Here is an 18,046-nt window from a genome sequence, read left to right on the forward strand (position 1 = left end):
TGACACCCTGCTCCACCCCGGCGGAGGCCGGGGCCCAATTGGGAACCATGAATTGGTTTGCGTTGCGCGCCGTTACTCCAACCTTGCCAATTGGGCCCCGGCCTTCGCCGGGGTGGGGCTAAGGGGATGAGTTCCACTCCCCTTACCCGAGCCGAAACAGTCGCGGCGGCGAAGGAGTCGATCGCGCGCGGGTCGAAGAGTTTTGCGGCGGCGAGCCTGTTGTTCGACAAGCCGACACGCGAGCGGGCTTGGTTGCTGTATGCGTGGTGTCGGCGGTGCGACGATATCGCGGATGGGCAGGATCACGGCCACGGGATGACCGTGGTCGAGGACGCGCCTGCCCGACTGGTCGCGCTGTCGGCGATGACCGAGCAGGCACTTGCGGGCGAAGTCGTCGGCGAGCCGGCGTTCGATGCATTGCGGATCTTCGCGGCAGAGACCCGGCTGCCGAAGCGGTTTGCGCGCGATCTTATCGAGGGGTTCGCGCTGGATGCGCGTGAATGGCGGCCGCGATCTGAGGCCGACCTCTACAAATATTGCTACCATGTCGCGGGCGTCGTCGGGTGCATGATGGCAATCGCGATGGGCGTCGATCCCGAGGACGAGGACACGCTCGACCGAGCGTGCGACCTGGGGATGGCGTTCCAGCTCGCCAATATCGCGCGCGATGTCGAGGAGGATGACCGGGTCGGGCGGTGCTATCTGCCCGAGGAATGGCTGGTCGAGATGGACTTTCCGCCGGGGCAGCACATGAAGCCGCCATTCCGGTCTCGGCTGGCGGTGTTGACGAAGCGGATGGCGGATCGGGCTGCGGCGTTCGAGGCCAGCGCGCGGGAGGGGACGCCGGCGTTGTCGTTCCGATCGGCCTGGGCGGTGCTGTCGGCGGCGGGGATTTACGGCGCGATCGGGCGGACCGTTGCTGCTCGGGGGGAGTATGCCTGGGACCACCGGGTGACGACATCGGGGATGCAGAAGCTCGGGTTTATCGTGACGGCAGCGCGGGAAGCGGCACGGCGGGAGACGCTGTATCCGCGGGCTCCGAGGGATCCGCGACTGTGGACACGGCCTAGGGTTTGATTATTCGCTCCTATCCGTTCGTCCTGAGCGAAGTCGAAGGACATGAGACTCAGATGCTTCGACTTCGCTCAGCACGAACGGGAGTATGCTGCCTGCATGTTGCAGGAACCGGTAAGGGTCAGCCCTGCGGCTTTCCCTTTCCGGCCTTAGCCATCAACTGGCCTTGAGCACGGCAGTTCGCGCCGATCATCGGGTACGGAACATCGGTGTTCTGCGCCAACTGGTTGGGGAGCGCCGCACGGCATTGCGCCATCGTCTCGTAGCGTGCCGGGATGACCCGCGCCTCGGTGCAGTTCGCATTGCCGTCACCGCAGCCCATGATAGCCATGACGTAGAACAGCGGTTCCATTTCATTCTCCAGTGGATCGCGGTGGCAGGCGTTGCGCCCGGCGTCGGACACGGTAATTAAAGCGACGAAGTGGCAGGATTGTTCCCCCAACTGCTTTCGCCGGGGCTTGACTGCGCCTACATCGCATCGATCCATGCCACCCGACACGTACACCTCCACCCGCGCGGACCAGCCTTTGCTGCCGACGCTCCGCCGCTTCCTGCCGTTCCTGTGGCCGGCGGGGCAGCCGAAGCTGAAGGCGCGGATCGTCGTCGCGATGTTGCTCGTGATCGCGTCAAAGCTGATCCAGGTGTTCGGCGCGGCATTCACGCTGAAATACGCGGTCGACCGGATGGCGGGGAACGATCGTGGGGCACTGACCTTGGTCGTGTTGCTGGTGGTCGGGTACGCTGCGTCGCGATTCGGGACGACGTTGTTCGACAACCTGCGCAACGCGGTGTTCGAGCGCGTCGGGCAGGATGCGTCGCGGCGGCTGGCGGCGCAGGTGTTTCGGCATCTGCATGCGCTGAGCCTCGATTTTCATCTGTCACGGCGCACGGGTGCGGTCACCAAGGTGGTCGAGCGCGGTACCAAGAGCATCGATACGATGCTGTATTTCCTGCTGTTCAACATCGCTCCCACCGTGTTCGAACTGGTGCTGGTGCTCGGGCTGTTCTGGACCAAATTCGGCTGGCCGCTGGTCGTTGCGACGGTGGTGATGGTGGTCGGTTATATCGCGTTCACGCGGATGGTGACCGACTGGCGCAATGCTCTGCGCGCGCGGATGAACGACCTCGATACCGGGGCGGTCGCGCATGCGGTGGATTCGCTACTGAACTTCGAGACGGTCAAGTATTTCGGCGCGGAGGAGCGCGAGGCGCGGCGGTACGACCAGGCAATTACGGCGTATTCGGAGGCGGCGGTTAAGAGCGAGAATTCGCTCGCGTGGCTGAACCTTGGGCAGGCGCTGATCACCAATGTGATGTTGGCGGGCGGCATGGGGTTCGTCGTGTGGCGGTGGAGCCGGGCCGAGGCATCGGCAGGCGACGTGGTGTTCGTGTCGACGCTGCTGGCGCAGCTGTTCCGGCCGCTCGACCTGCTGGGGATGGTGTATCGCACGATCCGGCAGGGGGCGCTCGACATGGCGGCAATGTTCGACCTGATCGATACGCCCGCGAGCGTTATCGATGCGCCGGACGCGCCTGCGCTGGCGGTGAGCGCGGGGCATGTGCGGTTCGAGGGGGTGTCGTTCGGCTATGATGCGGGGCGGCCGATTTTGCGCGACCTGGAGCTGGACGTACCGGCGGGATCGACGCTCGCTGTGGTCGGGCCGTCGGGGGCGGGCAAGTCGACGCTCGCGCGGTTGCTGTACCGGTTTTACGACCTGACGGGCGGCCGGATCACCGTCGATGGGCAGGATATCGCGCAGGTGCGGCAGGCTTCGTTGCGCGCTGCGATCGGGATCGTGCCGCAGGATACGGTGCTGTTCAACGACACGATCGGGTATAATATCGCTTACGGGCGCGAGGGGGCCGAGATGCCCGAGGTCGAGATGGCGGCGAAGGGGGCGGCGATCTCGGGGTTCATCGAGCGCCAGCCTTTGGGGTATGCGACGCGCGTGGGCGAGCGTGGGTTGAAGTTGTCGGGCGGCGAGAAACAGCGCGTGGCGATCGCGCGGACGTTGCTGAAAAACCCGCCGATCCTAATTTTGGACGAAGCTACTTCGGCGCTGGATAGCCGGACTGAGGCGGAGATCTTGGATACGCTGGAGGCGATCGAGCGCGGGCGGACGACGATCGTGATCGCGCACCGGCTTTCGACCGTGGTGCATGCGGACCAGATCGTCGTGCTCGAGGCGGGGCGGATCGTCGAGAAGGGCACGCATGGCGACTTGTTGCGGCAGGGCGGCGTGTATGCGGAGATGTGGAACCGGCAGGCGCAGGAGCGGGCTGGGGATCATGATGGGGCGTTGGCGGCGGAGTAGGGTCGCGGGGTTCGTACTGTCTTGCGTCACCCCGGCGAAGGCCGGGGCCCAGTTGGAGAGGTTACAGTAACGGGGCGCTGCCTTTCGTTATCGACGTCCCTCAACTGGGCCCCGGCCTTCGCCGGGGTGGCGGTCTGCTTGAGTTCTGCAGTCCTATTTCCGGTCCATAACACCTGTCTTACCGAACCCTTGTGTTCCCTCGCGAACGCGGGGGTCCAGGAATCACAGACGATACGCTGCTTGGCCCTGGACCCCCGCGTTCGCGAGGGAACAGGAGAAGGTCTTACGCTGGGATCGACGGGTCCAGTTCGCGCAACCGTGCCTCGATCGCCGCCGAATATTGGTAGATGTGCGTCAGGTCGGATAGCAGATGCCGCGTCTCGTCTTGCCGGCGAACATGCCTAGATATTTGGTGGTGATGCCGTTGAAGTGCATCCGCGCGATGGTCTTGCGGTTGTTGTCGTCGAGCAGGATCGCGCAATAGGACTTCGCGTCGCGGACGATCACCCGTTTCGGGTCGACCAGCCGCGAAGCGATCGCCTGGATGATGTGGAAGCCGGAAATCTCCTCCTGCGTGGTGACGATGCCGTCGCCGTCGGAGGGGTCGTCGTCGGCGCCTAGCGGCAGGTCCTCGACCGGGCTCGAAGCCTTCAGCGCGGACGACAGGCGCTCGTTTACGAAATCGCGGATCAGGGCGGCGATCGCGGGCGCGAGAAGCTTGGCGAAACCGTCCTTGATCGCGGGGGTCAGGCGCCCGCCGTGGACGCGTTGCGCCATCATCCGGACGAACTCGTCGGAGGGTTCGGCGAACTCCTTCTCCAGTTCGAGGCGGATCAGCGACTGCGTCTTGAGGCTGCCGGCCTCCTGGACGATCTTGTCGATGTCGAACGCGGCCTTGGTGAATTTCTCGAGCGTGCGGATGTCGGCGGGTTTGATCGCGTCCATCGTGAAGGTGAAGAACGGCTTGTCGTCCATCTTATTCGGACGCTCGATGTCCGAATAGAATTGGTAGACGACGCCGTTGGTGAGCACTGCGAGGCGCGCGTCGGTGACGCTGAAATAGCGGAACAATTGCCCCGCGTGGTTGACGTTAAGCTGGACCGAGGACGGCTTGCACTCGATCAGGATCGACACTTTTCCGCCCGCGCAGATCGCATAGTCGACCTTCTCGCCCTTCTTGGTGCCGACGTCGGCGGTAAATTCGGGCACGACTTCGGACGGATTGAAGACGTCGTAGCCGAGCGACTGGAGGAACGGCATGACGAGCGCGGTCTTCGCCGCTTCTTCCGTCAGCAGCACCTCGCGATGTTCGATCGTGCGCTTCTGTAGCTCCGCCAGCCTGATGCTCAGTTCCATGTGCTTCCCCCCAGGTGAACGGCAGAGGATGCGCAGGGAAGTCGTGTCGGTCCATGACGGTGGCGAAACAACTTGCCCCGATTTCGATCTAGTTGTCGCGGCATCCTGATCGGGCGCGATGGCGGATCACGCATTGCGGCAGGCGCGATCGAACCCTAGGTCCGGGGCAATGGCACTCGACCCTCTTCCCGATCTCCAGCGCATCTTTGGCTTTCCTGATTTTCGTGGCGTGCAGCGCGATGTCGTCGACCGGGTGCTCGCGGGGCAGCGGACGCTGGCGGTGATGCCGACGGGGGCGGGGAAGTCGCTGTGTTATCAGTTGCCGGCGACGATGCTGGAAGGGACGTGCGTGGTCGTGTCGCCGCTGATCGCCTTGATGCACGACCAGTTGCGGGCGGCGACCGCGGTTGGGATCAAGGCGGCGACTTTGACGAGCGTCGATACGAACCGTGAGGAGACGATCGCACGGTTTCGGGCGGGCGATCTGGACCTGCTGTATGTGGCGCCGGAGCGGGCTTCGAACGAGAGCTTTCGCAATCTTCTGTCACAGGCCAAGCTCAGCTTATTCGCGATCGACGAGGCGCATTGCGTCAGTGAGTGGGGGCATGATTTCCGGCCGGACTACCGGTTGCTGCGGCCGTTGCTCGACAGCTTTCCGGAAGTGCCGCGCCTCGCGCTGACCGCGACCGCGGATGCGCATACGCGGGCGGATATCCTCGAGCAGCTGGGGATTTCGCGCGAGGGGCTGATCGTGTCGGGATTCGACCGGCCGAACATCCGCTATGCGATTTCGGGGCGCGACAACGTCAACCGGCAGATCGCGGACATCCTGGAGAAGATCCCCGGGCCGGGGATCGTCTATGCGCAGACGCGCGCGGCGACCGAGAAGCTGGCCGAGGCGCTGGGGCGGAGCGGCCGGCCGACGCGGGCCTATCATGCGGGGCTCGATCCGCAGGTGCGCGCGAAGAACCAGGCGGATTTCGTCGCGAGCGAGGACATGGTGATCTGCGCCACGGTCGCGTTCGGGATGGGGATCGACAAGCCCGATGTGCGGTTCGTGTGCCATGCCGGGCTGCCGAAATCGATCGAGGCCTATTATCAGGAGACCGGGCGCGCGGGGCGCGACGGCGACCCGGCGATCGCGCATCTGTTCTGGGGTGCGGAGGATTTCGCGCGCGCCCGGCAGCGGATCGGCGAGGTCGAGCCGGAGCGGCAGGCGGGCGAGCGGCAGCGGCTGACGGCGATGGGTGGGCTGGTCGAGACGGCGGGGTGTCGGCGGCGCATCCTGCTCAAGCATTTCGGCGAGGAGCGGCTGGAGGACTGCGGGAATTGCGACAACTGCCTCGGTAACGTCGATGCGGTGGATGCGACGGAGACGGCGCGGAAATTCCTGTCGGCGGTGTTCCGGACCGGGCAGATGTTCGGGGTCGGGTATATCGAGGGCATCCTGACGGGGGTGTCGTCGGAGCGGAGCCTGATGAACGGGCATGAGGCGCTGTCGGTGTACGGGATCGTCGAGGGCGACGAGGTGGCGTTGCTGAAGCCGGTGTCGCGTGCGCTGATGCTGAAGGATGCGTTGCGCACCAATCCGCACGGGGGCCTCGAGTTCGGGCCGGCGGCCAAGGCTATCCTCAAGGGCGAGGCGACGGTGTCGATCGTCGTGCCGCCCAAGCGCGAGCGGCGGCGCAAGGCCGCGCCGGGCGCGACGCCGAACCCCGTCGACGATCCGCTGTTCGAGGCGCTGCGGGTGCGGCGGCGCGACCTGGCGAAGGAGGCGGGCGTTCCGCCGTATGTGATCTTCCACGATTCGGTGCTGCGTGACATGGCGGCGCAGCGGCCGGCGTCGCGGGCGGCGCTCGCGGTGCTTTCAGGCATTGGCGCGCGGAAACTCGACGCCTATGGGGATGCCTTCCTCCAGGTGATCCGCGAGTCCGCATGATACGGCACATCAACGAAAGTATTTCGGTCGCGCCGCAGATCGGCGTCGAGCACGTCGCGGAGATCGCCGCGGCGGGCTTCAAGACGATCGTCAACAACCGGCCGGACGACGAGGATGCGGGGCAGCCTTCGGGTGACGCGATCCGTGCGGCGGCGGAGGCGGCGGGCCTCAACTATGTCGCGATCCCGGTGACGCATGCGGGGTTTTCGCATCCGCAGATCGACGCGATGACGCAGGCTTTGGTCGAGGCGGATGGGCCTGTGCTGGCGTATTGCCGGTCGGGGACACGGAGCTGCAACCTGTGGGCGCTGGCGGCGGCGAAGGCCGGGCGCAACCCGAACCTGCTGCTCGCGCAGGCCGAGGACGCTGGGTATGACCTACGCGGAATTCGCCCGATGCTGGACGCGCTCGCAGGGCCGCAATGACGCCTGCGATCGTCGGCGGCATCGTCGCGGTCGTTGTCGTGCTGCTCGCCGGTCTGGGCTGGGTCATCTTACGGATGCGGCGAGTCGTAAAGATCGAGACTCCGGAAGAGGCGGCGGATGCGGCGCAGGCGCAGCTACGCGGGTTTGCGGTGGCGGGGGCTGTGGTCGGTGCGGATGGCCAGGGTGCACTGGCGATCGCGGACGACGGACGCGTCGCGGCGATCAAGCGGATCGGCAAGCATCTGGCAGTACGTGAGGTGTCGTGGCGGACGGTGCGGGCGACGCATGAGGGCATCCTGGTGGAGACCGGGGACAAGGCACTGGGGGCGGTTATGCTCGCGCAGGTCGATGTCCTCGATATCCGGCGGTTGGCGCCGAAGAGTGTGCGGGTCTGACGATCCGCTGACGCCGCGGTAATTCTGCGGCAGCGGTCCTGACGCTTGCGGAACGTTTTCGTGCCTCGACGCGTCGCCGCACTAGATGAGAACATGGTTTGCTAAGCGCTGGGTGCGAGTCACCGGCATCGTCGTCGTGGCCGTGGTCGCGCTGGGGCTCGTCGGGCTCGCCATGTTCGCCTGGGGATCGTTGAAGGGCGTGATCGAGCGGCAACTGACCGCACGCTTTGGTCGGCCGGTGACGATCGGCGTGATCGAGCGGGTCGACGGGTTCGGCTTCTCGCCGACGATCCGCATCACGCAGGTTCGTATTCCGCAGGCCACATGGGCCGGGAAGGGCGATTTCGTGCGGTTGCGCGAGGCCGAGGCGACCTTCTCCGCGCTATCGCTATTGAAGGGCGGGTTCGGTCCGCGCGACGTGAAGGCGTCCGGGCTGTACCTGGCGCTGGTGCGCGACAAGCAGGGGCGGACCAACTGGGATCGTCCGGGCGAGGCCAAGGGTGGCGGCAGTTCGAACGACCTGCAGGGCCTCGTCATTCGCGACAGCGTGATCTCGTACCGCGACGCCAAGCAGGGGCGACAGATCACCGCGAGGTTCTCGTCCGATCCGGTTGCGGGCATCCGCGCGAACGGTACTGGCACCGTGCGGGGGGCGGCGGTGCGGATCGCGGTTGCGGGGCCTTCGATCGAGAGGTCGCTGGGCAAGCCGTGGCCGTTCACCGCGTCGATCGACGGGGATCAACTGTCGATCTCGGCGAAGGGGCTGATGGATCGGCCGCTCGATACCGATGCGATGACGCTGGATGTGACGGCGCGGGCGACCGACTTGAAGCTGATCGATGCGGTGATCGAGGCGGGGCTGTTCCGGACGCAGCCGGTGTCGTTCAGCGCGCACGTCCGACACGATTCGCCGAAATGGGCGATCACGCAGTTGAAGGGCATGGTCGGGCGGTCCGATTTCGCCGGATACGTCACGGTCGACAAGCGCGACGGCCGCAGCAAGGTGAACGGCGATATCGTGTCGCGCCAGTTCGACTTCGCGGATCTGTCGTCGGACGAGGCGCAGGCGAAGGGCGCCGCGCTGGAACGCGCGATCGGGCCGAGGCTGGTACCGAATACGCGGATCGACATCGGCAAGATCGACACCACCGACGCGGCGTTCGGGTTCCGCATTCAGCATATCGTCGCCGCGAAGGGGACGTCGCCGATCGTGTCCGCGAAGGGACGGATCGCGATCGATCACCGGTTGCTGACGCTCGACCGGCTGGTCGCAAGGCTGCCGCAGGGGACCGTTTCCGGCAAGGTGACCGTCGACCAGAGGGGCAATCGCAAGACGCCGACCGTGGCGATCGACCTGCGGTTGCGGGGCAGCAGCGTGCAGGCGCTGGCAGGCGGGCGCGGCGACTTCAGCGGGAATGTGAGTGCGCGGGTGCGGCTGAAGGGACCGGGCGAGACGATCCGGGCGGCGGTAGGAAACGCTGATGGTAGCATCGGGTTCGTCGCGCGGGACGGGCAATTGCCGCAGGGGATCGCCGCGGCACTGGGATTCGACGCGGCGCGTGCGCTGTTGGCGAAGGACGGGGAACGGGCGGGACTACGCTGCGTGGTGGTCAAGCTCGACGTGACTCGTGGGCGAGGGCGGGTCGATCCGATGATCGTCGACACCACCGCCAGCCAGTTGCGCGGGCAGGGGAGCGTCGTGTTTCCTGCCGAAGCGATCGACATCCGGCTGAGTGGCGCGCCGAAGCAGCATGCGCTGCTGCAATTGCCTGGGTCGGCGTACATGACGGGCACGATCCAGCAGCCGCATGTGACGATCCCGCCGGAGGTGAAATCGGTGGGGAATATCTTCAAGGCGATCGGGCGGGCCATTACGGGGAAGCAGGGCCCGACGGCCAGCGATGCGGATTGTGCGGGGTTAGCGGCGCGGGTCCTGCGATAGGTGAGACATCGCCGGATACAGAAAACCCCGCCCCGCGGGTTGCGGGACGGGGTCGAACTTCCGCGATATCGCGTGGATATCAGCGGTAGAAGATGTGGTTGCCGATCGAGGCGACCTTGATCGCACGGACCGACGGGCGGCGATCGGGGGTGTTGAAGTACAGCGCCTTGTCGGCCGGACTGTTCCACGCGTCGGCGAGAGCGACCTTGGCGACTGCGATCGCGGTGCGATAGGCGGTGCCGGCGTTGATATTGGGGATCTGGCCACCGCGGACGAAGCTGAACTGGCCGCGCTGCTTGACGACGGCACAGACGTCGGCGGGAAAACGACCCGACTTGGCACGGTTGATGATGACTTCGGCAACCGCGAGCTGGCCGGTCAGCGGCTCACCCTTGGACTCGAAATAGATAGCACCGGCAAGGCACTGAAGCGCGTCGTCGGCGGCGGCGATATCCTGCGCGGCAACGGCCTGGGCGAGCGTGTCGAATTCTTCTTCCTCGGCAGGAGCGATCGGCTCGACGGCTGCAACGGTGGTTGCGGCGGGAGCAATCTGCGGAACATTCTGCGGGGAGAGCGCGTTTAGATTTGCGAGAGCGGTAAGATTGGTAGTCGAGCGATCGATGCCAGTAGCCTGACCCGGAGCGCTGTTGCCGAGCAGGCCGGCGAGAGAGAACGTCATGACTGCGATCGTTGCAGCCCGCTGAAGAATCGTCATTCAAACTTATTCAGGTGCGGTTGGACCGCGGTTCGTTCGTCAAAGACGATCGCCCGAGCATCCCCCCGACTGCGTAATCGATCCGGATCGCACCCGGATCGACACAACGCCAATCAATGATGCAATCCCCCTCTATTGGGGGGGCTTTCGAGTCAATCGTCGAGGATCGTTTCAGCGGCGAACCGTTCCGCCGCTGCGATGTCCACCTCGATCACCCACAGATCAGGATCGCGGGCGCGGCGACGACGCCAATACCCGTCGAGATCCTCGAGCGGGGTGGAGTCGATCAGGGCGGTTCGTCCCTCAGGTCCTATGCCGCGCTCCAACAAGCGGGGAGGGGCGCCCTTATCGATTGCGATGACCAGGATCGCGCCGCCTTGTGGGTCGCCCTTCGCCATCACGGCACCGAAGCCGCCGGCGTCGTTGACGCGCCGCAGCAAGGCGCTGACGAGGATTCCGCTGGGTAGACGGCCGCTCATGCTGCGCTGCGGTATCCTGGGAGACCCGCGAGCGCGATCCGCGAGCGCATGAAGGTGCCGGTGCCGCGCGCAGCCTCTTCGCCGTCGGCGTCGATCAGGCGCGCGTCTGCGACGAATACGCGTCGCTTGCCGCTGATCCAGCGTCCCTCGGCGATGACGGGGCCGACCTTCAGCGGGCGCGTGAGCAGCAGGTTGAAGGCGGTGGTGAGCAGGAAACGGTCGGTGACCAAGCTGTTGCAGGCGTAGAAGGCGGCATCGTCGAGCATCTTGAAATAGCTCGTGCCGTGCGCCGCGCCGCCGGCATGATAATGGCGTTCGTCGATCGTGAAATGAATGCGCGCGACGCCGGCTTCGGGGATTTCCAGCGAGGAGTCGAAGAAGCGGTTGATCGGGGCCTGGGCGTAGAGGGACTCGAGAGCGCGGAAGTGTGCGTCTGCGCCTGCTGTGTTGGGGGTGTCAGACATGCGAGCGCTGCCCGGCCAAACCCGCTTGGCCATTCTGACGAAAGTCAGGACCCGGAGCTACGAAGGGCAGCCATTGGTTACCCTGGGTCCTGACTTTCGTCAGGATGACGAGCGCAGGGACGGCGTGGGGATCACGCTGCATCGCGGACCTCGTCGGCAGTGAACAGCGCGTAGACCGCGTCGGGGGATCCGCCGCCGCGTAGTTTTTCGAGGAACGCCTTGTCGCGCAGTCGGCGCGAGACGCGGGCGAGTGCCTTCAGGTGGACTGCGCCGGCATCGGTGGGGGACAGCAGCATGAAGACGAGATCGACGGGCAGGTCGTCGACCGCCTGGAAGTCCACCGGCTGCGCAAGCCGCGCGAAGACGCCCGTCACTTGAGCAAGGCCTTCGAGCTTGGCATGGGGAATCGCAACACCGCCGCCGAACCCGGTCGAGCCGAGCTTTTCACGCGCGGCGAGGCGGTCTGCGATCAACTTAGGGTCGGCGCCGATCAAGTCCGACGCAACCGTGGCGAGATGCTGGAACACCGCCTTCTTGTTAGTAGCGATGACGCCCGTCTGCACCGCGTCGGGACGCAACAAATCACTGAAATCGGTCATGGTCTTCATGTGTCTCAAGCGCCCCCGCGCGCGTCCGCCTTAACGGGTTGCGCGAGGGCGTAAAGGCGCGGCCGAGAGACCAGCGCCTTTATGGACCATTATTACTGAGGGGGGGAGGCCGCTGCCCGCTGTGGTTCGACCCAGCCGATCGTGCCGTCGCCACGACGATAGACCATGTTGTGCGCGCCGGTGCCTGCATTCATGAAGAGCAACGCGGCGGTGTTACGCAGATCGAGCATCATCACCGCGTCGGATACGCTGGCCTCTGGGATGTCGACGCGGGTTTCGGCGATGATCAGCGGTGCGTCAGCGACATCGTCTTCCTCGACGCTTTCCTGGAACAGCGTGTAGCCTGCATTGTCATAGCCATTGCTCTCGGCCATCGCGACCGCTTCGCCGGCATGACGATCCTTCAGGCGGCGCATGTAGCGACGGAGCTGGGTTTCGATCTTGGCCGCGGCAGCGTCGAACGCGGCGCGAGCGTCATACGCGTCGCCGTGCCCCTTGAGCACGAGGCCCTTCATCACGTGCGAGACGATATCGCATTTGAAGCCTGCATCGTGCGGCCCCTTGCCGAACGTCACTTCCGCCGAAATGGCGCGTGAGAAATACTTGTCGGCGATACCCTGGAGTCGGTCTTCCACGTGGCTGTTGAGTGCTTCGCCAGTGTCAACCTGATGACCAGAAATCCGGATATCCATTGTCGTCTCCTTGTCGGCGTTACAGTCTCGGGCGGTCCTGTTGGCTCCACCCTGCCAGCGTCATCCGGACGCCACGGCCCCCCAAATCGGATCCTTGATCCCCTTCATAAACGCCGCATGCGCCGCAAGGTCTCCCTCGCTCACCGCGAAAACACGCGGCGGACGAACGACACGAGGCGCCTGTGCGACGATCGGAGTCGATGCGCTGCTGCCGGTGGCGTTGAGCAGGCCGAGGCCGATCTGGCGACCACCCATCAGCTCGACATAGACCTGCGCAAGCAACTGAGCGTCGAGCAGCGCGCCGTGCAGCACACGGTGGCTGCGATCGATCCCGAAGCGTGAGCAGAGCGCATCGAGCGAATGCTTGGCGCCCGGATGACGGCTGCGCGCGATCTGCAGCGTGTCGACCATCCGCTTCATGTGGATGATCTGGCGGCCGCATTTCGTCAGCTCGCCGTTTAGGAACGAGAAGTCGAAGCCGGCATTGTGCGCGATCATCGGCGCATCGCCGACGAAGTCCAGCAGATCCTCGACGGCGTCGGCGAATCTGGGCTTGTCGGACAGGAACTGTTGGCTGAGGCCGTGGACGTTGAACGCCTCGACCGGCATGTCGCGTTCTGGATGGTAATAGGCGTGAAAGGTGCGGCCGGTCTCGACCCTGTTGACCATCTCGACGCAGCCGATTTCGACCATGCGGTCGCCCCCGGAAAAACTGAGGCCGGTGGTTTCGGTATCGAAGACGATCTCACGCATCGTGATGGTATCGGCTCAGATTTCCAAGGATGCAAGCACCGCCCGGACTTGCGCACGTGTCTCGTCGAAGCTGATGTCCGTGCGGATGACATGATCCGCGCGGGCGCGTTTCTCGGCGTCGGGGGTCTGGCGAGCCAAGATCGCGGCGAACTTCTCTACGGTCATGCCGGGGCGGGCAAGGACGCGCGCACGTTGGACGTCGGGGGCCGCGGAGACGACGACGATCAGGTCGACGTTGCGATTGCCGCCGGTCTCGAAGAGCAAGGGGACGTCGAAGACGACTCGCTTGCCGGTATGTTGGGCGAGGAAGGCGACACGCTCTTCGCCCACCGCCGGGTGGACGATGGCTTCGAGGCGCTTGATCGCGGCATCGTCGCCAAACACAGCCGCGCCGAGTTTGGTACGGTCGATTGCGCCATTCGCGGTCGTGCCGGGGAAGGCGGCTTCGATCGTGGGGACCAGCCGACCGCCGACACCCAGCAACCCGTGAACGGTCGCGTCGGCGTCGAATACGGGCACGCCCTCGTCGGCGAACATCGCAGCGACGGTCGACTTGCCCATTCCGATCGAGCCGGTCAGCCCGATGATCATTTGACCAGCAACGCCCGGAGGTCCTCGTCACGATCGCGCGGAGGTTCCACGTGGAACAATATCTCGAATGCTACTGCTGCTTGGCCGATGAGCATTTCCAGGCCATCGACGGTTTCAAGGTCCCGCGCGCGCGCCGCCTTGAGCAGACCCGTTTCGAGGGGCGAGTAGACGATATCGTAGACCAGCGAGTCCGGGTCGAGCGCGCCGAGGTCGATATCTAGCGGCGGTTGACCGGTCATGCCGAGGACGCTGGCGTTGACGAGCAAGCGCGAAGGCGGGGCGGCGGGACCGATCGGGAGTGCCTGGCCCTTCAGCCCGAACGCCGACAGCAGCGCTGCACCCTTGAGCGGATTGCGGTTGAGGATGGTCACCGGGCCGACGTCCATTCGGGATAGCGCGAAAAGGATCGCGCGGGCCGCGCCGCCGGCGCCGATCACCGTGACGGGTTGGCCGGCGATATCGAGATCGTCGATCGGCGCCCAGAATCCGGCGGCATCGGTGTTGGTGCCGATGCAGTCTCCCGCCTGGTTGCGGAAAACGGTGTTAATCGCGCCGATCGTCCCGCGGACGTCGCCGGGGTCGGAAACGTGGTCGAGCGCGGCGAGCTTGTGCGGCATGGTGATGTTGCACCCGCGCCAGGCGAGGTCGGCTTTGCGCTCGGCAAAATAGGCGGGGAGTTCGTCCGGTGTTACGTGTTTGTGGCGATACTCGGCGTCGATCCCGAGCGCGTCGAGCCAGAAGCCGTGGATCAGTGGAGATTTCGACTGTGCGATCGGATCGCCGATCACTTCTGCATAGGGGCGGGTCATTCGAAGCTCCGTGTTCCCCGCGATGGTGGGGATCCAGTTTGGGCACCCGCCTTCGCGGGTGAGCGCGGTTTAGTCTACTGCAGTTGGATTGCCATGCGCCGTCCGCCGCCACGAACAATCCTCCCCCTTGCAAGGGGGATCAGAAGTTTCGGATTATGCCGGCAATTCGCCACGCACGCGCAGGAAATCGAGGACGTTCAGCAGCGGCATCCCCAGCACAGTGAACTGGCTCCCCTCGATCTTGGCGAAGAGTTGCGCGCCGGGGCCCTCGATACGGTAGCAGCCGACGCAGCCTGAGATCGCGGGCCATTCCGCATCCAGATAGGTTTCGATGAACGCGTCGGACAGCGGGCGGACGTGCATCTTCGCGCGCTCGACGTGGCGCCATATCGCCTGGCCGTTTTCGGCGATGACCGCGGCGCTCCAGAGGTCGTGCCGTTTGCCCGACATCAACCGCAGATGCGCCGCCGCGTCCGCGCGGTCGACTGGCTTGTCGAGGATCGTGCCGTCCTCCAGCGCGACCAGCGAGTCGCTGCCGAGGACGAGATAGCCCGGCATGCGCGCCGACACTTTGACCGCCTTCAACTCCGCCAGCGCATCGGCGAGATCGCGCGGGGGCAGGTCGCGGAGCGCCGCCTTGGCCGCATCCTCGTCGACGCCTGCGAACGTCGCCTCGAACGGTACGCCCGCCGCGGTCAGCATCGCGCGACGCGAGGCGCTTTGCGAGGCGAGGATCAGGCTCATGCCTCGACCTTCACGGCGTCGTCGCTGCGGCGCTGGTTGCATAAGGCGATGATCGCCGCCGCCGTCTCCTCGATCGAACGCCGCGTGACGTCGATCACCGGCCAGCCATTGTCGGCGAACATGCGTCGCGCAAACGCCAGTTCGCGCATCACCGCTTCCTCCTCGACATAGGATGTGTCGGGCTGCTGGTTGAGCGACAGCAGGCGGTTGCGGCGTACTTGGATAAGTCGGTCGGCACTCGTCGTAAGGCCGACGATCAGCGGGTTCTTGAGGCCATACAGGATCTTCGGCGGCGGGCTCTCGACCACGATCGGGATATTCGCGGCCTTGTAGCCCCGGTTGGCAAGGTAGATCGAGGTCGGCGTCTTCGACGAGCGCGACACGCCTGCGAGGACGATATCGGCCTCCTCCCATTCCTCCCACGCAATCCCATCGTCGTGCGCGATCGTCCACTGGATCGCATCGACGCGGGCAAAATACGCGGCATCGAGGACGTGCTGACGACCCGGCCGCGCCTTCGCCTGCTGCCCGAGCAGGCCGGAAAGCGCATCGTTGACCGGGTCGAGCGGCGCTACTGCCGGCAACCCAAGCGCCAAACACCGCTGCTCGAGAATCCGCCGCGTTGTCGGGTTCACCAGCGTGAAGATCACCAGCCCGGGGTTCTGCGCAATTTCCTGGAGGATGCGTTCGAGATGCGCTTCGGTCCGGACCATCGGCCAGAAATGGCGCACCGTCTCGACGTCATCATATTGTGCCAGCGCCGCCTTAGCGATGTTCTCCAGCGTCTCGCCGGTCGAGTCCGACAACAGATGAAGGTGAAGCCGCATCATCGGCGTTCTGTCCCCGGCGAGTGGGTCCCTGGGTATGAATCTGTGGATAACATGGGGAAAAGAGCTAGCGTAACTCGCCCCCCTCGCCAAGCGACCGTGGCGTCGTGGATAACAGTGATTCTATCCACACGCTCGCGCACAGCCGCCGATTTTATCCACAGGCTGTGGGTAACGGGGAGCCTTGAATCGAATCAGCGCGTTTGTGCGGGTGCCGAGGGGTCAAGCTGTTGGCATTTCCGGGATCACCGCATAAGTCCCGGGTTCAACCGCCCAACCACTGCAACAACCTAATTCTTGAATCTTCTTATAGTAGAAGAAGGGTGCTCCGCTGACCGATCCGACCCCCAACTCGCCTGTCTTAAAGCCGCTGTTGGCGACCCTTCGGGGTGAGCAGCAGGCGGTCCCGCCGCTGTGGCTCATGCGGCAGGCGGGGCGGTATCTCCCCGAATACCGCGAGCTGCGTGCCGAGAAGGGTGGCTTCCTCGCGCTCGCGACCGATCCCGATGCGGCAGCCGAGGTGACGCTCCAACCGATCCGCCGGTTCGGGTTCGACGGTTCGATCCTGTTCTCGGACATCCTGATGATTCCCTGGGCGCTCGGCCAGGATCTGAGCTTTGGGGTGGGCGAGGGGCCTCGGCTCGAGCCGGCGCTGGTCGACCATGCGCTGGATCGGTTGCAACCGGTCATGAGCCGGCTGGAGCCGGTCTATGGCACCGTCGCGAAGGTTGCCGCTGCCTTGCCTGCTGCGACGACGTTTCTGGGCTTTGCGGGGTCTCCCTGGACGGTCGCGACCTATATGGTGGCGGGGAAGGGGAGCAAGGATCAGTCCGAGACGCGGCGCTTTGCCTATCGTGATCCCGAGGCGTTCGGCGCGATCATCGATGCGATCGCGGACAACACCGTCGAGTATCTCGCGCGACAGATCGAAACGGGCGTCGACGTGGTGCAGTTGTTCGACAGCTGGTCCGGCTCGCTCTCGCCCGCGCAGTTCGAACGCTGGGTGATCGCGCCGACCGCGTCGATCGTCGAGCGGCTCCACGCGCGCTGCCCCGGCGTGCCGATCATCGGCTTTCCCAAGGGGGCAGGGGGCAAGCTTCCCGCTTATGCGCGGGAAACCGGCGTCGATGCGATCGGGCTGGACGAGACGGTCGATCCGGTCTGGGCACACGCATCGTTGCCTGCGGACATGCCGGTGCAGGGCAATCTCGATCCGCTCGCGCTGATCGCGGGCGGAGCGGATCTCGATGCGGCGACCGACCGGATTCTGGCGGCGTTCGTCGAGCGCCCGCACGTCTTCAATCTCGGCCACGGCATCCTGCCCGACACGCCCATCGCGCACGTCGAGCAGCTGATCGCCCGCGTAAGGAGCACGACATGAGCGGTTTTCTCGGCGCTGCGTATGACTGGGTGAAGGCGGCGCATCTGATCTTCGTGATCTTCTGGATGGCCGGGCTGTTCATGCTGCCGCGCTACCTCGTGTATCATCAGGAGGCGCTCGCGGCCGGAAATGCGGGCGAGGCCGCGAACTGGGTCGAGCGCGAGGGCAAGATTCGGCATATCATCCTGACGCCGGCGATGATCGTCGTCTGGGTGCTGGGAATCGCCTTGGCGCTGAACCTTGGGCTGGCGGACGGTGCGCCCGGGCTCGGGTGGCTGCACCTGAAGCTGCTGCTGGTGTTCCTGTTGACGGGGTATCACGGTTGGATGGTCGGCTATGCGAAGAAGCTCGCCGCGGGGAAGCCGACGCTGACGGGGAAGCAGTTGCGGATGCTGAACGAAGTGCCGGCGCTCGCGGTCACGCTGATCGTCGTGTTGGCGATCGTGAAGCCGTTCTGACAGCGTGTTCTCCTGCGTTCGCAGGAGAACGGTAAGAGCGGTTCTCCCGTCCCCGCTTGACTAACCCGCCCCCCAATTC

Annotated in this window: 20 protein-coding genes; 8 read left to right on the forward strand and 12 right to left on the reverse strand. The window is 65.2% G+C overall.

Going from position 1 to position 18,046, the window contains the following annotated elements; all coding sequences use genetic code 11:
• The first annotated feature begins 126 nt into the window (after positions 1–126).
• On the forward strand, positions 127–1,077 hold the full coding sequence (locus QFZ54_RS13560) for a phytoene/squalene synthase family protein (RefSeq protein ID WP_307087894.1): 951 nt from the start codon (positions 127–129) through the stop codon (positions 1,075–1,077).
• Positions 1,078–1,195: 118 nt separating this feature from the next.
• On the opposite strand, the gene QFZ54_RS13565 is transcribed toward QFZ54_RS13560, so the two are convergent.
• Positions 1,196–1,426, reverse strand: a complete 231-nt coding sequence (locus tag QFZ54_RS13565; protein WP_307087896.1) for a hypothetical protein — start codon at positions 1,424–1,426, stop codon at positions 1,196–1,198.
• 133 nt (positions 1,427–1,559) lie between these two features.
• On the opposite strand from QFZ54_RS13565, the gene QFZ54_RS13570 reads away from it, so the two are divergent.
• A complete protein-coding gene (locus QFZ54_RS13570) occupies positions 1,560–3,389 on the forward strand; it encodes an ABCB family ABC transporter ATP-binding protein/permease (protein ID WP_307087898.1) in 1,830 nt (609 codons plus the stop codon).
• A 354-nt stretch (positions 3,390–3,743) separates the two neighbouring features.
• On the opposite strand, the gene QFZ54_RS13575 is transcribed toward QFZ54_RS13570, so the two are convergent.
• Complete coding sequence (locus QFZ54_RS13575) at positions 3,744–4,745, reverse strand: type I restriction endonuclease (RefSeq protein ID WP_307087900.1); 1,002 nt, start codon at positions 4,743–4,745, stop codon at positions 3,744–3,746.
• A gap of 169 nt (positions 4,746–4,914) precedes the next feature.
• Between QFZ54_RS13575 and recQ the strand changes: the two genes are divergently transcribed.
• The 4 genes from recQ (at position 4,915) to QFZ54_RS13595 (ending at position 9,446) form a co-directional block, all read left to right on the forward strand.
• On the forward strand, positions 4,915–6,684 hold the full coding sequence (gene recQ / locus QFZ54_RS13580) for a DNA helicase RecQ (protein ID WP_307087901.1): 1,770 nt from the start codon (positions 4,915–4,917) through the stop codon (positions 6,682–6,684).
• Positions 6,681–7,109 (forward strand): TIGR01244 family sulfur transferase, encoded by a 429-nt coding sequence (locus QFZ54_RS13585; protein WP_307087903.1) that lies wholly within the window; start codon positions 6,681–6,683, stop codon positions 7,107–7,109. The genes recQ and QFZ54_RS13585 overlap by 4 nt, the downstream gene beginning before the upstream one ends.
• Positions 7,106–7,504 carry a hypothetical protein gene (locus QFZ54_RS13590; protein ID WP_307087905.1) on the forward strand — a complete coding sequence of 133 codons (399 nt, stop codon included), beginning with the start codon at positions 7,106–7,108 and terminating at the stop codon, positions 7,502–7,504. Before QFZ54_RS13585 ends, QFZ54_RS13590 begins: the two co-directional genes overlap by 4 nt.
• A gap of 85 nt (positions 7,505–7,589) precedes the next feature.
• Positions 7,590–9,446 carry an AsmA family protein gene (locus tag QFZ54_RS13595; RefSeq protein WP_307087907.1) on the forward strand — a complete coding sequence of 619 codons (1,857 nt, stop codon included), beginning with the start codon at positions 7,590–7,592 and terminating at the stop codon, positions 9,444–9,446.
• A gap of 79 nt (positions 9,447–9,525) precedes the next feature.
• Here the strand turns inward: QFZ54_RS13595 and QFZ54_RS13600 are convergent, their stop codons facing one another.
• From QFZ54_RS13600 to QFZ54_RS13645, 10 genes are all read right to left on the reverse strand, one after another.
• Positions 9,526–10,125, reverse strand: coding sequence for a cell wall hydrolase (locus tag QFZ54_RS13600; protein ID WP_307087910.1), 600 nt, complete (start codon positions 10,123–10,125; stop codon positions 9,526–9,528).
• Positions 10,126–10,313: 188 nt separating this feature from the next.
• Positions 10,314–10,640 (reverse strand): DUF1491 family protein, encoded by a 327-nt coding sequence (locus tag QFZ54_RS13605; RefSeq protein ID WP_307087912.1) that lies wholly within the window; start codon positions 10,638–10,640, stop codon positions 10,314–10,316.
• On the reverse strand, positions 10,637–11,104 hold the full coding sequence (locus tag QFZ54_RS13610; protein WP_107954180.1) for a PaaI family thioesterase: 468 nt from the start codon (positions 11,102–11,104) through the stop codon (positions 10,637–10,639). The genes QFZ54_RS13605 and QFZ54_RS13610 overlap by 4 nt, the downstream gene beginning before the upstream one ends.
• Positions 11,105–11,235: 131 nt before the next feature.
• Complete coding sequence (locus tag QFZ54_RS13615) at positions 11,236–11,703, reverse strand: PTS sugar transporter subunit IIA (protein ID WP_307087915.1); 468 nt, start codon at positions 11,701–11,703, stop codon at positions 11,236–11,238.
• 101 nt (positions 11,704–11,804) lie between these two features.
• Positions 11,805–12,404: a ribosome hibernation-promoting factor, HPF/YfiA family gene (gene hpf / locus QFZ54_RS13620; protein ID WP_307087917.1), complete on the reverse strand. Its 600-nt coding sequence runs from the start codon at positions 12,402–12,404 to the stop codon at positions 11,805–11,807.
• A 60-nt stretch (positions 12,405–12,464) separates the two neighbouring features.
• The gene (gene dnaQ / locus QFZ54_RS13625) at positions 12,465–13,157 is read right to left on the reverse strand and encodes a DNA polymerase III subunit epsilon (RefSeq protein WP_307087919.1); all 693 of its coding nucleotides are present in this window, start codon (positions 13,155–13,157) and stop codon (positions 12,465–12,467) included.
• Between the two features lie 15 nt (positions 13,158–13,172).
• Positions 13,173–13,748, reverse strand: a complete 576-nt coding sequence (coaE, locus tag QFZ54_RS13630; RefSeq protein ID WP_307087921.1) for a dephospho-CoA kinase — start codon at positions 13,746–13,748, stop codon at positions 13,173–13,175.
• A complete protein-coding gene (locus QFZ54_RS13635; RefSeq protein ID WP_307087923.1) occupies positions 13,745–14,557 on the reverse strand; it encodes a shikimate dehydrogenase family protein in 813 nt (270 codons plus the stop codon). The genes coaE and QFZ54_RS13635 overlap by 4 nt, the downstream gene beginning before the upstream one ends.
• Before the next feature lie 153 nt (positions 14,558–14,710).
• Complete coding sequence (locus QFZ54_RS13640; RefSeq protein WP_307087925.1) at positions 14,711–15,301, reverse strand: Maf family protein; 591 nt, start codon at positions 15,299–15,301, stop codon at positions 14,711–14,713.
• Positions 15,298–16,131 carry a pyruvate, water dikinase regulatory protein gene (locus tag QFZ54_RS13645; protein WP_307087927.1) on the reverse strand — a complete coding sequence of 278 codons (834 nt, stop codon included), beginning with the start codon at positions 16,129–16,131 and terminating at the stop codon, positions 15,298–15,300. Before QFZ54_RS13645 ends, QFZ54_RS13640 begins: the two co-directional genes overlap by 4 nt.
• A 328-nt stretch (positions 16,132–16,459) precedes the next feature.
• On the opposite strand from QFZ54_RS13645, the gene hemE reads away from it, so the two are divergent.
• Together hemE and QFZ54_RS13655 are read left to right on the forward strand one after the other, a co-directional pair.
• Positions 16,460–17,509 carry a uroporphyrinogen decarboxylase gene (gene hemE, locus QFZ54_RS13650; RefSeq protein WP_307089458.1) on the forward strand — a complete coding sequence of 350 codons (1,050 nt, stop codon included), beginning with the start codon at positions 16,460–16,462 and terminating at the stop codon, positions 17,507–17,509.
• The gene (locus QFZ54_RS13655) at positions 17,506–17,967 is read left to right on the forward strand and encodes a CopD family protein (RefSeq protein WP_307087929.1); all 462 of its coding nucleotides are present in this window, start codon (positions 17,506–17,508) and stop codon (positions 17,965–17,967) included. Before hemE ends, QFZ54_RS13655 begins: the two co-directional genes overlap by 4 nt.
• Positions 17,968–18,046 lie beyond the last annotated feature (79 nt).

The sequence above is a fragment of the Sphingomonas faeni genome (genome assembly GCF_030817315.1).
Classification (GTDB): domain Bacteria; phylum Pseudomonadota; class Alphaproteobacteria; order Sphingomonadales; family Sphingomonadaceae; genus Sphingomonas; species Sphingomonas faeni_C.

Bases quoted from the DNA above. Each gene is read 5' to 3' on its own strand.
- QFZ54_RS13560 (WP_307087894.1), top strand. From the start codon at position 127: ATGAGTTCCACTCCCCTTACCCGAGCCGAAACAGTCGCGGCGGCGAAG.
- QFZ54_RS13565 (WP_307087896.1), bottom strand. From the start codon at position 1,426: ATGGAACCGCTGTTCTACGTCATGGCTATCATGGGCTGCGGTGACGGC.
- QFZ54_RS13570 (WP_307087898.1), top strand. From the start codon at position 1,560: ATGCCACCCGACACGTACACCTCCACCCGCGCGGACCAGCCTTTGCTG.
- QFZ54_RS13575 (WP_307087900.1), bottom strand. From the start codon at position 4,745: ATGGAACTGAGCATCAGGCTGGCGGAGCTACAGAAGCGCACGATCGAA.
- recQ (WP_307087901.1), top strand. From the start codon at position 4,915: ATGGCACTCGACCCTCTTCCCGATCTCCAGCGCATCTTTGGCTTTCCT.
- QFZ54_RS13585 (WP_307087903.1), top strand. From the start codon at position 6,681: ATGATACGGCACATCAACGAAAGTATTTCGGTCGCGCCGCAGATCGGC.
- QFZ54_RS13590 (WP_307087905.1), top strand. From the start codon at position 7,106: ATGACGCCTGCGATCGTCGGCGGCATCGTCGCGGTCGTTGTCGTGCTG.
- QFZ54_RS13595 (WP_307087907.1), top strand. From the start codon at position 7,590: ATGAGAACATGGTTTGCTAAGCGCTGGGTGCGAGTCACCGGCATCGTC.
- QFZ54_RS13600 (WP_307087910.1), bottom strand. From the start codon at position 10,125: ATGACGTTCTCTCTCGCCGGCCTGCTCGGCAACAGCGCTCCGGGTCAG.
- QFZ54_RS13605 (WP_307087912.1), bottom strand. From the start codon at position 10,640: ATGAGCGGCCGTCTACCCAGCGGAATCCTCGTCAGCGCCTTGCTGCGG.
- QFZ54_RS13610 (WP_107954180.1), bottom strand. From the start codon at position 11,104: ATGTCTGACACCCCCAACACAGCAGGCGCAGACGCACACTTCCGCGCT.
- QFZ54_RS13615 (WP_307087915.1), bottom strand. From the start codon at position 11,703: ATGACCGATTTCAGTGATTTGTTGCGTCCCGACGCGGTGCAGACGGGC.
- hpf (WP_307087917.1), bottom strand. From the start codon at position 12,404: ATGGATATCCGGATTTCTGGTCATCAGGTTGACACTGGCGAAGCACTC.
- dnaQ (WP_307087919.1), bottom strand. From the start codon at position 13,157: ATGCGTGAGATCGTCTTCGATACCGAAACCACCGGCCTCAGTTTTTCC.
- coaE (WP_307087921.1), bottom strand. From the start codon at position 13,748: ATGATCATCGGGCTGACCGGCTCGATCGGAATGGGCAAGTCGACCGTC.
- QFZ54_RS13635 (WP_307087923.1), bottom strand. From the start codon at position 14,557: ATGACCCGCCCCTATGCAGAAGTGATCGGCGATCCGATCGCACAGTCG.
- QFZ54_RS13640 (WP_307087925.1), bottom strand. From the start codon at position 15,301: ATGAGCCTGATCCTCGCCTCGCAAAGCGCCTCGCGTCGCGCGATGCTG.
- QFZ54_RS13645 (WP_307087927.1), bottom strand. From the start codon at position 16,131: ATGATGCGGCTTCACCTTCATCTGTTGTCGGACTCGACCGGCGAGACG.
- QFZ54_RS13655 (WP_307087929.1), top strand. From the start codon at position 17,506: ATGAGCGGTTTTCTCGGCGCTGCGTATGACTGGGTGAAGGCGGCGCAT.